This window comes from Vreelandella nanhaiensis (assembly GCF_003990185.1).
Taxonomy (GTDB): Bacteria; Pseudomonadota; Gammaproteobacteria; order Pseudomonadales; family Halomonadaceae; genus Vreelandella; species Vreelandella nanhaiensis.
The window spans coordinates 320,720-333,972 of record NZ_RZHF01000004.1 but is presented as its reverse complement, the minus strand read 5'-3'; the positions used below and the strand labels follow the sequence as shown (position 1 = coordinate 333,972).

The window sequence follows — 13,253 nt, the reverse complement described above, 5'->3', positions numbered from 1 at the left end:
TTTTATTATCGCTTTTAGCCTGTACGATGGAAACCAACGTTAATGAGTCAGCCTGACCCCAAATTGCTGGAAGAGGTTGCCCAGCTGCGCGCCGAGCTTGATGAAGCCAACTACCGTTACTACGTATTGGATGAGCCGACATTATCAGACGCCGACTACGACCGTCGATTGCAGCGCCTGAAGCAGCTGGAAGCCGAAACGCCCTCGCTTGTTTCGCCTGATTCGCCTACCCAGCGGGTGGGCGCTGCCCCCGCTGATGGTTTTCCCTCGGTGGCTCACGCCATCCCCATGCTCTCGCTGGATAATGCGTTCAGCCGCGAGGACATTACGGCTTTTGCCGAGCGCGTTGCCGAGCGCCTTGAATGCGCAGCGGAGGAGGTGGAATTTACCTGTGAGCCCAAGCTTGATGGCGCGGCGGTATCGTTGGTGTACGAGCAGGGTGTGCTGATAAGCGGGGCTACCCGAGGTGATGGTCGCACCGGTGAGGGTATTACCTCTAACCTGCGCACGTTGCGCTCGGTGCCTTTAAAATTGATGGGCAAGCATATCCCTGAGCTTCTGGAAGTGCGCGGTGAAGTGATCATGCGCCACAAGGGTTTTGAAGCGCTTAACGAGCGCGCCAGGGAAGAAGGCAGCAAGGTATTTGCCAACCCGCGTAACGCCGCGGCGGGTAGCCTTCGCCAGTTGGATCCTAAAGTGACCGCCACCCGCCCGCTGGAGTTTCACGCCTACCAGGCTGCCCGCCTCGAACCCGACATGAATGACACCACGCACAGCGAGCTGATGGCCCGGCTGGCTACGTTGGGCTTTCGCTCAAGCGCGGAGTTAAAAGTGCTAACCGGCCCCCAGGCAGTGATTGAATATTGCGAGCAGTTAGGCGAGAGGCGTGATCAGTTGGGCTACGATATTGACGGCGTGGTCATCAAGGTGAATGCGCTGCGCTACCAGCGTGAGTTGGGGTTTGTTGCTCGTGCTCCGCGCTGGGCAACAGCATTCAAGTACCCCGCCCAGGAAGAGGTCACCACACTTAACGACGTCGAGTTCCAGGTAGGCCGTACGGGAGCAATTACCCCGGTAGCCCGGCTTGAGCCCGTCTCGGTGGCGGGCGTGACGGTTTCCAATGCCACGCTGCACAACGCCGATGAAATTATCCGCCTGGGCGTGATGATTGGCGATACGATCGCGATCCGTCGTGCAGGCGATGTCATTCCTCAGGTGGTTCGGGTGGACAAGGAAAAACGCCCGGCGGACGCCCGGACGATCGTATTTCCTGAACACTGCCCGGTGTGTGGCTCGGATATTGAGCGCCTTGAGGGCGAAGCGGTGGCGCGCTGCTCGGGCGGGCTTTTTTGTCCCGCCCAGCGTAAAGAGGCGCTCAAGCACTTTGCCAGCCGTAAGGCACTGGATGTAGATGGCCTGGGCGTCAAGCTGATCGATCAACTGGTCGAGCTTGACTGGGTAAAAACGCCGGCTGACCTTTTTGGCCTGAGCGTCGCGCAGCTGCAGGAACTACCGCGTATGGGAGAGAAGTCCTCGGTCAACCTGGTCAATGCTCTTGAGGCTGCCAAGCACACCACCCTTGCCAGGTTTATCTATGCACTGGGCATTCGTGAGGTAGGCGAAGCCACGGCCGCCAATTTAGCTCGCCACTTTGGCACGCTGCAAGCGCTTCAGGCGGCCGAACAGAGCGCGCTCGAGGCGGTCAATGATGTAGGCCCGATTGTTGCCGCCCACGTGCACACGTTTTTCCAGCAGCCGCATAACCAAGACACCATTGCCGATCTGATCAAGGCCGGCGTGACCTGGGAAGAGGCGGAAGTGACGCAAGGCCCCACGCCACTTGAGGGCCAAACCTGGGTGCTTACCGGCGCCATGGAAAGTATGACCCGGGACGAAGGCAAGGCCCGGCTGCAGGCGCTGGGCGCCAAGGTGGCGGGCAGCGTTTCGAAAAAGACCACGGCCCTGGTGGCCGGTGAAGCCGCCGGCAGCAAGCTGACCAAGGCCGAACAGCTAGGCGTTGAGGTAGTGGATGAAGCGACCTTTATTGAACGCCTGACCCAGTGGGAGCAAAGCCAATGAGCCGTTTTATCGAAGTACCTGCCCGCATGCTGCCCCCGGAAACGCTTAATGCGCTGCTGGAGGCGTTTGTTACCCGCCAGGGGTATGACACCACCGATACCGGCGAGGGCATGGCTGGGTGGGTGGAAGAGCTTAAAAAGCAGCTGGCGCGCAGCGAGCTGATCATCGCCCATGACCTCAAACTTGAGATGACCGAAGTAATGACCCTTGCCCAGTGGCGTTCCTTCGGTCGGGATCTGGCTGACGATGAGGAAGAGGGCGACTACTGAGCGCGAATGATTGAGCTGATAATACGCCGCCCCGGGTGAAGGTGGTCGACCAGCGGTGCTTCCAGAGGCATGGGGTCGTCACACAGCCGTGAGGCAATCAGCTCGGCGCACAGCGGGGCGCTTGAAAGCCCGCGGGAACCGTGGGCGGTGGATATCCAAAGCCCCGGGTAATGCTCGCCGGGCACATCCGGCACCTTTGATGCATCCTTGCTGAGCAACGCATAATCCGCCTTCCAGGCAGGTGCATTAGACACCGGGCCTGCATAGGGCGTTTTATCGGGGCTTGCCGCGCGCACGGCCGCGCGGCCTTTTAGTGTTTGCGGTGTCAAAGGCGTGCCTGCCTCTTCAAGCGCGGCTACTAGCGCGGGGAGGGTCTGGCGCAGTTCATCCACATTGCGCTGATGATCCTCCGCCGTTACGTCGGTATTGGCGCTATTGGGCACAAAGCTTGCGCCAAAGGTAAGCACGCCTTCAATCGCCGGCGACACATAGCCACCGGCACATACCACCCGCTGGGGGCCTTGTATATGGTCAGGCAATGCCACTTCACTTACCTGACCGCGCACCTGCTGCAGAGGCAGGTTTGCCGTCTGAGCAAACGCGTTGGCGTAGTGAGCGTTCGCAATCACCACCTGGTCGGCCTTTATCGTACGGCCATCCTCCAGCTGCAGCTGCCAGGCACCGTTTTCACGATCAAGGCGCGTAACGTTACCCTGCTCAAGAGTAATATTTGGCTTGCTCAGCAAGTGCTCACAGAGAGCCTTAGGGCGTACCCAGCCTGCTTGTGGATAAAAGAGGCCATGCTCAGCCTCAATGGTGGCCCCTGCCGTTTCGCTCAAGTTCTGGGTTAAGGGGGAAACCACGCTTTCGGGTAGCGAATGCTGCTCGCTAAAGCGCTGCTGGCGGTTGGCTTCTTTCGCGCTTGTTGCCAGCTGCACCACGCCGCAGGGCTGCCATAGCTCAGCCGAATCCAGCTGGCTCAGCCAGCGCTGGCTGTACAGCAAACCGGAGAGGTAGAACCGGCTCTGATGGTTGGTCTCGGCGGCCAGCTTTACATAAAGTGCCCCTTGACGATTGCCCGAAGCACCAGCGCCGGGGCCGTCACGCTCAATTACGCTGACCTTGATGCCACGCTTGGCAAGGGCCGCCGCTACGCAGCCACCGGCAATGCCCGCACCGATGACCGCCACATGCTGGGCCGGGAGAGGGGCAGGCGGCGTAAACCAGGGCGTGGATGCGCGGCGCGTGTCGGCAGGTGGTGTTTCAATCATGCCGGCGAGTATTTCGCGCTTACGCCCACAACCCGGCACCTTTTTCCAGGCAAACCCTGCCGCTTTCAAGCCCCGCTTGACGATCCCCGCGCAGGTGAACGTGGCAAAGGTGGCGCCTGGGCGCGAGCGCGCCGCCATGGCTTCAAACAGCTCGGGTTGCCACATCTGGGGGTTTTTGGAGGGAGCAAAGCCGTCCAGAAACCAGGCATCTACCTGTCCATCTAAAAGCGCCAAGCGCTCGGTGGTATCACCATAATGCAGATCCAGCGTCACGCGATCACTCAGGTGCAGGCGGTGTACCCCACTCACCGGCGCGGGCCACTGCGCGCACAGCACCTGTGAATAACTGGCAAGCGAAGGCCAGGCGCACAGAGCTCGTTCAAGGGAGGCCTGGTCCAACGGGTACTTTTCTGTGGATAACAGATGCAGTCGCGCCCCGGCGGGGGCGTGCTGTTCAAAGCAGGCCCAGGCACATAGCATATTCAGCCCTGTACCAAAGCCGGTTTCCCCGATCACAAAGGCTCGCGTGCTTTCCCAGGCGGCAAACCTCTCAGGCAAGCGGTTGGTATTCAAGAAAACGTGCTCGGTTTCAGCGCGCCCGCCCTCACGGGAAAAGTACACGTCATCAAAGGCATCAGAGTGCGGTGAAGTGTCGCTCCAAGTGAGTGAGGGCGCGCTTAACGCCGTTAATGGGGGCAAAGCAGTAGAGCGCTTGGTCACGCGGATATCCGTGGTGATGAAGGTGGTTAAAAAATAGACAATTTGTTAACGGGGGCGCTATCTCTGGCTTTGCGCAAAGCGTCCGCTGGGTTTGCACAGAGTTTTCCACAGGCTCTGTGAAAAAGCCGACCGACCCTCCATAGTCGCCCCTTTCGGTCAAGGTAAAACTTTCTTGAACGGCTTAACAATTACCTTGGCATAGACGCCTGCAATGATGTATGGGTCGGCGTCTGCCCAGCTCTGCGCGGCTTCCAAACTGTCAAATTCAGCGACAATCAAACTGCCGCTGAAACCTGCGTCCCCCGGGTTTTCCGTATCAACGGCGGGGTGAGGGCCAGCTAATACCAAACGACCTTCATCGCGTAGGGTTTCAATACGCGCCAGGTGATCTGGGCGGGCGGTCATACGGCGCTCCAGACTGTTGGCTACATCTTCACTTATAATTGCGTAGAGCATGGGGATAACTCCTTAAAAGCATACGATAAGGCGTCTTACGCGGCATTGACCGCACCCGCATAAGCGCGCACCATGGCGAGCATTTGCAAACTGTCCCACACGCAGCATTATGACTGTTCGTGTACGACGTTCCTATTCTGACAAACTCGCTACACGGCGTCATGTCCATGCCTCTATTTCCAACGTTACTTCCGGCGGTGTTCGATGCCGACCAGCGCTACCCGGTTGATCTGCACATGCACTCAACGGCATCTGATGGTGCCATGACGCCTTCTGATCTGGTGTCTCTATGTGCCGAGCGTGGCCTTACCCACATGGCGCTGACTGACCACGACACCATGGACGGCATTGAAGAGGCCGGGCAGGCCGCCAGGCAGGCGGGGCTTTGCCTGGTGCCCGGCAGTGAGTTATCTACCCGTTGGCAGGGCATCAATATTCATGTGGTGGCACTCATGCCCGGCGGGCTGCAGGGCCCGATGGTCGATGGGCTTGAGCGCCAGCGCCATGCGCGTATTCAGCGTGCCGAGGTGATTGCCCAGCGCCTGGAAAAGCTGGGCCTTGAAGACGCTCTGGAAAAAGCCCGCCAGCAGGCCGGTAGCGACCGCCCGCTTGGCCGACCCGATTTTGCCCGTGCCCTGGTAGCCGAAGGGCTGGTGGCCGACTGGGCCACGGCGTTCAAGCGCTACCTGGGCAGCGGCAAGAAAGGCGATGTAAAAGCCCACTGGCCGGAAATAAGCGAGGTTGTAGAGTGGATAGTGGCATCCGGCGGGGTGGCGGTGATCGCGCACCCCTTGCGCTACGGACTGACCCGGCGCAAGCGCGGGCTTTTAATGGATACCTTCCAGGCCGCAGGTGGCGAGGGCGTTGAGCTGGTCAGCGGTCAACAAAACCCCGACAGCACGCGAGACCTTGCCCGCCAATTGGTCGAGCGCGGGCTTTACGCTTCGCTGGGAAGCGATTTTCACTTCCCCGGTAGCCACGCAGCACCTGGCAGCATGAGTATGGTGCCGCGTACGGCCGCGCCGCCCATCTGGCAGCATCCCCGCCTTTTACATTTGCGTGATGCGCCGCCTGGGCCATTAGCCGCCGGGTCAGCTATGGTATGAGTAAACGTATGGAGTAAGTACGTGAACATCCCAATGGACTGAAACGCACCCACGGGCAGGAGCAGACAATGAGCCAGTATTTCCAGATACATCCAGAGAATCCGCAAAAGCGCCTGATCGATCAGGCCATCGAGATTATTCGCAAAGGCGGCGTCGTGGCTTACCCAACTGATTCAGGCTATGCGCTGGGTTGCCATCTGGGCGAGAAAAAGGCCATCGAGAAGATTAAATGGCTGCGCTCGCTGGACGATAAGCATAATTTTACGCTGGTATGTTCCGATCTATCTGAAATTGGCACCTACGCCAAGGTGGATAACGCCGTTTTCCGGCTGCTGAAAGCGCATACGCCGGGGCCATATACCTACATCCTGGATGCCACCACGGAAGTGCCGCGCCTGCTTTTGCATCCCAAGCGCCGCTCGATTGGCGTGCGCGTACCCGATCACCGGATTACCCATGCGCTGCTTGAGGCACTGGGCGAGCCGCTGATGAGCGTGACGCTGATTCCGGTGGGTGAGGTGCTGCCCATGAGCGACCCTGAAGAGATTCGCGAACGTTTTGGCGCGCACCTGGATTTGATTATCGATGGAGGGGCCTGTCATCTCGACCCCACCAGCGTGATTGACTTACGTGAGCTTCCGCCCAAGGTTGTGCGTGAAGGACGCGGTGATATTGCGCCGTTTACCAGCTAGTCGGGTTTATCTGGTGAGGCTTCCTGCTTCTCTTTACGCGGATCCTCACTGGTTTCATCCAGCCAGGTACCACAGCGCAGGCAATAGCGGGCACGCTTTTCGTGGCGGTCATGGCCACAGCCAGGGCACGCCTCTTCGGAATAACGGTCTTCGCGAATGGAGCGGATAACCTGAGCAGAGAATATGCCTGTGGGCACCGCGATAATCGAGTAACCAATCAGCATCAGTACCACGGTAATGGTCTTGCCAAGCGGCGTGCCCGGCACGATATCGCCATACCCAACCGTAGTTACGCTGACCACTGCCCAGTAAATTGACATGGGAATGCTGGTGAATCCGGTTTCCGGCGACTCAATGGTGTACATGAGAGCTGCAAACATGGTGACAACCATGAAAATACTGCAAAAGAACAGTAGCACCTGACGTACGCTGCGCTTTAGCGCATCAATGAGCAGACGCCCTTCACCCACAAACTCCATCAGCCGCAGAATGCGGAAAATACGCAACACGCGCAGAATGCGAATAATCACCAGCGCATGAAAACCGGGTACCAGCAGCACAAGCCAGGCAGGCAGAATGGAGATCATGTCCACCACGCCATAAAAGCTTTTCAAGTAGATGGTCGGGCGTTCAAGGCAATAGATGCGTACCGCAAGCTCCACGGTAAACAGCACCGTAAATGCCCATTCAATGTAATAAAAAAGCCAGCCGTACTCTTGAGAAATAGCCTGCACGCTGCCCAGCAGAATTACCGCCACGCTGCCTAGGATCATGACGATCAGCGCAATATCAAACCCTTTGGCCGCTGGCGTATCGGATTCAAAAATAATATGAAATAGCTGCGTACGAAGCCCTTCAGCAGCGGGGGTCAGATGAAAACTCATGGCGGTTCCGGCAAAATGAAAAAACACTTACCCGTAAAAGGCAGGTAAGCGCGTTATCAGCATTAATATTTTTAATAGCAAGACTAGCTTAGCGCGCTTTGCAGCGCCAAACGATGGGAAAGTGTTAATAGCGTAACGCCATAGGCGAGGCTGGGATGACCGTTGGCATCCAACGTCTGGGGCAGGGCACTCGCCAGTTCCTTGAGGTCGCCAGGCAGTGCCGGGTGCTCTGCCAGCTGTTGCAAGGCATCGCGAGCGCTTTGCAGATGCTCCGGTGCTTGGCTGTCGTGAAAAGCGTCCAGCGCGAGCGTGGCGCGATGCAACCACTGCGCGGGTGAGTGTGCTTCTGGCAGCGGCCACTGCTGGGCACGTAGTGCTCCACCTCGGGTAGCCTTACTGCTATCCGATGGGCGCAGCGGGACTTTCTCGGCAAGCGCCATGGCCAGTGACCAAAGGGCTTCTGGCGCGCCGTTCTTCAACTCAAGCTCTACCTCACAAATAGGCGTGGTGTACGCGCCGCTTTCAATTTCGCCTTTATCCAGCACTAGCTCAATATGGCTGCCCTGCCAGTCAAGCTGCCAACTGCGCCGGATGAAGTCGGTACGCAGGGCTGGCGTTAGCGAAGCTATCTGCCCGGCCAGCTCGCCCTTGAACGGGGGCAGGGCGGCCAAGCCCTGTTGATCAAGCTCGTCATGGGTCACGGGCCACTCCCACTCCTGACGGCTGGATAATCCGCCGCCGCCTTGGCCTGCGGTTTTTACCGTTTGCAGTACGCGGCCATCTACCTTGCGAAGGCGAAGGGCGACCCGGGCACTGGCTAAAGCATTCGTAGGCGTATCAAAGTAGGTATTGGCTAACTCCTGGGTTAATGGTGGCTTCGCTGCGAGCAATGGGTGGCGTTCCAGCGCTTCAATGCTTGACGGTGCCAGCGCAAGTTTTAACTCTACTTCAATAGGAGTTGCATTTTTCATGACAATAGCCACCCTTAGGTGATGAAGTGTGTGTGAAATTTTTTAGACCAATATGAACTTTTCATGACGACGGCGAGCGCACTCTTTATACTGGCGTCGCCATTTCCAGGCTCCCCCGAAAACAGGCTAAAAGGCTCTATGGTTACCTCCAACCCTTTTTCTGCGATGTTTGGCCGCTCGCCATTCCAGCCGTTGCTGGCCCACATCGTCAAGGCCAATGAATGCGCCGATCAGCTGTTGCCGTTTTTTGAAGCGTCCCTTGCAGGTGACTGGGACAAAGCAACTGAGCTGCGTGAAAACGTGACCCGTTTAGAGCACGAGGCGGATGTGCTTAAAACGGAGCTGCGGCTCAACCTGCCCAACACCATGTTCTTACCGGTTTCCCGGACTGATCTGCTGGATTTGATCAGCGTTCAGGACAAAATAGCCAATAAGGTTCGCGACATAACCGGCATTATGCTGGGGCGTAAAATGCGCGTGCCGGATGAACTTGCCGATCCCATGCGGGATTACATGGCTACCAGTGTGGCGTGTGTCGCCCAGGCGCGCCAGGCGCTTGAGGAGCTCATGGAGCTTCTGGAGTCCGGCTTTGGCCGTCACGTCTCCGATGTTATCCACAACATGATCCGCGAACTGCATAACTTTGAACATCAAGCGGATGCTCAGCAAGTGGCGATTCGTCGCCAGCTGTTTCAGCTTGAAAGCCAGCTGCCGCCGGTAGATGTGATCTTCCTCTACAAGATCATCGAGTGGGTCGGTGAAGTCTCTGACCGCGCTGAACGCGTGGGCAGCCGCCTGCAGATTTTGACCGCACGCTAAGGGGACCTCATGCAGATTATTGCCCAGCACGGTGACATTTTTATCATTCTGGCCTGTGTATTCGGCTTCTTTATGGCGTGGGGCGTTGGTGCAAACGACGTTGCGAACGCCATGGGAACCTCGGTGGGGTCGAAAGCGATCACCATCAAACAGGCGATCCTTATTGCGGTTGTCTTTGAGTTCTTAGGTGCATGGTTGGCCGGGGGGGAAGTTACTAACACCATCCGTAAAGGCATCATCGACCCGGAACTGCTGCAGGATGACCCGCAACTGCTGGTATACGGTATGTTAGCCGCGTTGCTGGCAGCCGGTACCTGGCTGTTGGTGGCCTCCATGAAAGGTTGGCCCGTTTCCACCACGCACTCCATTGTAGGTGCGATTGTGGGTTTCGCGGTGGCAGGCCTGGGGGCTTCTACCGTGGATTGGAGCGCCGTGACGACCATTGCCGCAAGCTGGGTCGTTTCCCCGCTGCTGGCCGGTACCATCGGCTTTGTGTTGTTTAAATCGGTTCACCACCTGATTTTTGAAAACGACAACCCGTTTACGGCAGCCAAGCGCTACGTGCCGGGCTATGTGTTCCTGGTGGGCTTTATCGTGGCGATGGTCACGCTAACGAAGGGTCTCTCCCATGTTGGGCTGGATCTGACCTTTAACCAAAGCCTACTGTTTTCAATTCTAGTTGGCTTGGTCATTATGGGTATTGGCGTACTGATGCAGCGCCGTATCAAGTTCGAAAAGAACGCCAATGACCACTTTGGTTACGCCAACGTGGAGCGAGTCTTCGGCGTGCTGATGATCTTCACCGCCTGTGCCATGGCCTTTGCGCACGGCTCTAACGACGTTGCTAACGCGGTCGGCCCACTGGCAGCGGTGATCAGCGTGGTGCAAACCGGTGGTGAAATCGAAGCGTCTGCGCTGGTGCCCTGGTGGGTACTGGTACTGGGCGGCGGCGGTATTGTCGTGGGTCTTGTTACCTACGGCCATAAAGTCATCGCGACGGTAGGTACCGGCATTACCGAGCTGACGCCTAGCCGTGGCTTTGCGGCCACTTTGGCCGCGGCAACCACGGTGGTGTTGGCATCGGGTACCGGCTTGCCTATCTCCACCACCCACACCCTGGTGGGGGCGGTTCTGGGCGTTGGTTTAGCCCGCGGTATGGCGGCGCTTAACCTGCGTGTGATTGGCACCATTGCCATGTCGTGGCTGATCACCCTGCCAGCCGGTGCCGGTTTGGCGATTCTGTTCTTCTTTATGTTCAAAGGCATGTTTGGGTAACGACTCACATAGCTACGCACAGACTTAAAAAGTTGGCTTAAAAGTCTGACCGGACAGCGGCATCTTCATGCAGATTTGCAATAGCAAATAGCGATTGAAGGTGCCGCTGTTTTTTATGCTCTGGTAAAGTAGCTCGCACAGTTTTATACACGCCTGTTTTCTTCTTTCACCTGCTGCCGGAGAGCGGCCTTGGACAAGCACTTCCCTTTTGTTGACTGGTTTCGTAATGCATCCCCCTACATCAACGCGCACCGGGGGCGAACTTTCGTCATTCTGATTGAGGGCGAAGCCATGGCGTCGGGCCGCGGGGAGCAGCTAGTGCAGGACTTGGCGCTGTTGCATACCTTGGGTGTACGGTTGGTCGTGGTATTTGGTACGCGCCCCCAAGTGCAAGAGGCCCTTACCAATGCCAATGTTGAGCCCACCCGGGTTAACGGGAAATGGGTGGCCGACCGCGCAGTGATGGCCCACGTAGAGCAGGTGGCGGCGCACCAGCGCCTGTGGCTGGAGGCGCGGCTATCGCTCGGCCTGCCCAGCACGCCGTTGCATGGTGTTGAGCTAAGCGTGATTTCCGGCAATCTGGTTACCGCCAAGCCCTTGGGCGTGCGTGAGGGGATCGATTTTGACCACAGCGGTGAAGTGCGCCGGGTGCGGGCCAGCGCCATTGAGGGGCTGCTGGAAAAAGGCTCTTTAGTGCTTCTACCGCCGCTGGGGTTTTCAAGCACGGGCGAAGTGTTTGACCTGGATGCCTCGGAAGTTGCCCAGCACGCCGCCGTTGCGCTAAAAGCTGACAAGCTGATACTGCTGGGTGAATCGGAAGGTTTGGCAGATGAAGAAGGCGAGCTTTTGCGCCAGCTGACACCAGCCGAAGCCGAACCTCGGCTGGAGAGTGCCCAGCCGGGTAGTGAGCTTGCCCGGCATCTTCAGGCGGCCTGCAACGCAGCCCTTGAAGGGGTGGCCCGCACGCACCTGCTTTCATGGCGTAACCACGACGCGTTGCTGGGCGAGTTGTTCACTCGTGACGGGGTGGGCACCATGATTACCCAGCATCGCTATGAGCAGCTGCGCCCGGCCAAGCTGAATGATATCGCTGGCCTACTTGAGCTTCTGGAGCCGCTGGAACGTCGTGGCATGCTGGTGGCCCGCTCCCGTGAACGCCTGGAGCATGAAATTGATGACTATATGGTTATCGAGCGTGACGGCATGGTCATCGGCTGTGCGGCGTTGCATCTCTATCCTGATGCTACGATTGCCGAACTTGCCTGCGTGGCGGTGCATGGTAATTATCGGGGCGGTGAGCGGGGCGAGCGATTGGTCGAAGCGTTGGAACGCCGCGCTCGCAAGCGCGGCCTGACCGATATCTTTGTACTTACTACTCATACCGCCCACTGGTTTGTGGAACACGGCTTCCGCCCGGCAAGCTTTGAGGATTTGCCGCCCTTAAAACGGGAAGCTTATAACCACGCGCGTAAATCCAAGGTGCTAGTGAAAAACCTGGCAGGATAACGGCGAGGCAAATGTGGCGGGTAAGGTAAGGGGTAAGGAAAGAGACGGGTATCAAAAGGGGGCGGCAATGCCGCCCCATCACCAATCACGTATTTAAAATAACCCCGCCGTTAAGGTGCAGTGTCTGGCCGGTCATATACGATGACTCTTCGCTTGCCAGATACACGTAGGCGGGCCCCATTTCGCTGGGTTGCCCAGCGCGCTTCATGGGCACCTGGCCGCCAAACGAGGCCACTTTCTCATCGTCAAAGCTTGCTGGAATCAGCGGTGTCCAAACCGGGCCTGGGGCCACGGCGTTAACGCGAATACCGCGATCCATCAACGACATTGCCATTGAGCGCATAAAGCCCTGTATAGCACCTTTGGTGGCGCTGTAATCAATCAACGTATCGTTGCCTTTGAAGGCATTGATAGAGGACGTCTCAATGATGGTATCGCCCTTTTGCAAATGCGGCAGCGCGGCTTTCGTCAAATAGAAGTGACTGAAGATATTGGTCTGGAAGGTGCGCATTATCTGCTCATCGGGGATCTCGGTTAGGTCGTCCCAGTCGTACTGCTCGGCGGCATTGTTGACTACAATGTTGAGCTTGCCGAAGTGGTCCAGGGTCTTTTGCACCACCTCGCGGCAAAATGCAGGTTCGCCTACATCACCCTTTAGCACCAGGCAACGGCGGCCTTCGGCTTCTACCAGCGCTTTGGTGTCCTCGGCGTCTTTATCCTCTTCCAGATGAACAATAACGCTATCAGCGCCTTCGCGGGCGTAATGCACCGCAACGGCACGACCAATGCCGCTATCACCGCCGGTAATAATGGCGACCTTGTCCAAAAGCTTCTGGGTGCCTTTGTAGCTATCGCGGATAAATTCAGGCTCGGGGCGCATTTCATGCTCATCGCCTGGCTGTTGTTCCTGATGCTGGGGTGGCTGCTTCTGCTCACTCATGTGCATTGACTCCTTGTTGGCACGTTAATCCTTCACTTTTCACCCTTATTTACCCTAGCTTACGATGGCAGAGAGGGCCAAAACCAGGCGTTAGTAATCGCTGATTTTTATTATTGTTAGTAGCGATTGTTAAAGGTGAGGAAAGTGGTTTTTAAAAGGATTCTCAAGTTCGAATTAGGCTGAGAAAATAGGTTTTAACAATTTCCGAGATGTAGGTTATCAAGCGGTTTGATAATTGATTTTAAGTTCTGATTTTTTATCAATT

Annotated in this window: 12 protein-coding genes; 7 read left to right on the top strand and 5 right to left on the bottom strand. The window is 57.3% G+C overall.

The genetic code is table 11. From position 1 onward, the window contains the following. Window positions 1–42 precede the first annotated feature (42 nt). Both ligA and ELY38_RS01905 read left to right on the top strand, forming a co-directional pair. Window positions 43–2,079, top strand: a complete 2,037-nt coding sequence (gene ligA, locus ELY38_RS01910) for an NAD-dependent DNA ligase LigA (protein WP_127059823.1) — start codon at window positions 43–45, stop codon at window positions 2,077–2,079. Further along, window positions 2,076–2,348, top strand: a complete 273-nt coding sequence (locus ELY38_RS01905; protein WP_126950543.1) for a YheU family protein — start codon at window positions 2,076–2,078, stop codon at window positions 2,346–2,348. The genes ligA and ELY38_RS01905 overlap by 4 nt, the downstream gene beginning before the upstream one ends. Here the strand turns inward: ELY38_RS01905 and mnmC are convergent. Both mnmC and ELY38_RS01895 read right to left on the bottom strand, forming a co-directional pair. Further along, window positions 2,342–4,339, bottom strand: coding sequence for a bifunctional tRNA (5-methylaminomethyl-2-thiouridine)(34)-methyltransferase MnmC2/FAD-dependent 5-carboxymethylaminomethyl-2-thiouridine(34) oxidoreductase MnmC1 (gene mnmC, locus ELY38_RS01900; protein WP_127059822.1), 1,998 nt, complete (start codon window positions 4,337–4,339; stop codon window positions 2,342–2,344). The two genes, ELY38_RS01905 and mnmC, sit on opposite strands and share 7 nt — an antisense overlap. 156 nt (window positions 4,340–4,495) lie before the next feature. Next, complete coding sequence (locus ELY38_RS01895) at window positions 4,496–4,795, bottom strand: YciI family protein (RefSeq protein ID WP_127059821.1); 300 nt, start codon at window positions 4,793–4,795, stop codon at window positions 4,496–4,498. Between the two features lie 167 nt (window positions 4,796–4,962). Here ELY38_RS01895 and ELY38_RS01890 point away from each other — a divergent pair, with 167 nt between their 5' ends. Both ELY38_RS01890 and ELY38_RS01885 read left to right on the top strand, forming a co-directional pair. Next, the gene (locus ELY38_RS01890) at window positions 4,963–5,901 is read left to right on the top strand and encodes a PHP domain-containing protein (RefSeq protein WP_127059820.1); all 939 of its coding nucleotides are present in this window, start codon (window positions 4,963–4,965) and stop codon (window positions 5,899–5,901) included. 68 nt (window positions 5,902–5,969) lie between these two features. Beyond that, complete coding sequence (locus ELY38_RS01885) at window positions 5,970–6,593, top strand: L-threonylcarbamoyladenylate synthase (protein ID WP_127059819.1); 624 nt, start codon at window positions 5,970–5,972, stop codon at window positions 6,591–6,593. On the opposite strand, the gene ELY38_RS01880 is transcribed toward ELY38_RS01885, so the two are convergent. Together ELY38_RS01880 and ELY38_RS01875 are read right to left on the bottom strand one after the other, a co-directional pair. Then, window positions 6,590–7,477 carry an ion transporter gene (locus ELY38_RS01880; RefSeq protein WP_127059818.1) on the bottom strand — a complete coding sequence of 296 codons (888 nt, stop codon included), beginning with the start codon at window positions 7,475–7,477 and terminating at the stop codon, window positions 6,590–6,592. The genes ELY38_RS01885 and ELY38_RS01880 overlap by 4 nt on opposite strands. Before the next feature lie 83 nt (window positions 7,478–7,560). Further along, complete coding sequence (locus tag ELY38_RS01875) at window positions 7,561–8,448, bottom strand: CYTH domain-containing protein (protein WP_127059817.1); 888 nt, start codon at window positions 8,446–8,448, stop codon at window positions 7,561–7,563. A gap of 138 nt (window positions 8,449–8,586) precedes the next feature. Here ELY38_RS01875 and ELY38_RS01870 point away from each other — a divergent pair, with 138 nt between their 5' ends. From ELY38_RS01870 to argA, 3 genes are all read left to right on the top strand, one after another. After that, window positions 8,587–9,267, top strand: a complete 681-nt coding sequence (locus ELY38_RS01870; RefSeq protein ID WP_127060137.1) for a TIGR00153 family protein — start codon at window positions 8,587–8,589, stop codon at window positions 9,265–9,267. A gap of 9 nt (window positions 9,268–9,276) precedes the next feature. Then, entirely contained in the window at window positions 9,277–10,542 is a 1,266-nt protein-coding gene (locus tag ELY38_RS01865) for an inorganic phosphate transporter (protein WP_127059816.1), read from the top strand. Window positions 10,543–10,731: 189 nt separating this feature from the next. Then, window positions 10,732–12,048, top strand: a complete 1,317-nt coding sequence (gene argA, locus ELY38_RS01860) for an amino-acid N-acetyltransferase (RefSeq protein WP_127059815.1) — start codon at window positions 10,732–10,734, stop codon at window positions 12,046–12,048. 85 nt (window positions 12,049–12,133) lie between these two features. Here the strand turns inward: argA and ELY38_RS01855 are convergent, their stop codons facing one another. After that, window positions 12,134–12,988 carry an SDR family oxidoreductase gene (locus ELY38_RS01855; RefSeq protein ID WP_127059814.1) on the bottom strand — a complete coding sequence of 285 codons (855 nt, stop codon included), beginning with the start codon at window positions 12,986–12,988 and terminating at the stop codon, window positions 12,134–12,136. Between the last annotated feature and the right edge of the window lie 265 nt (window positions 12,989–13,253).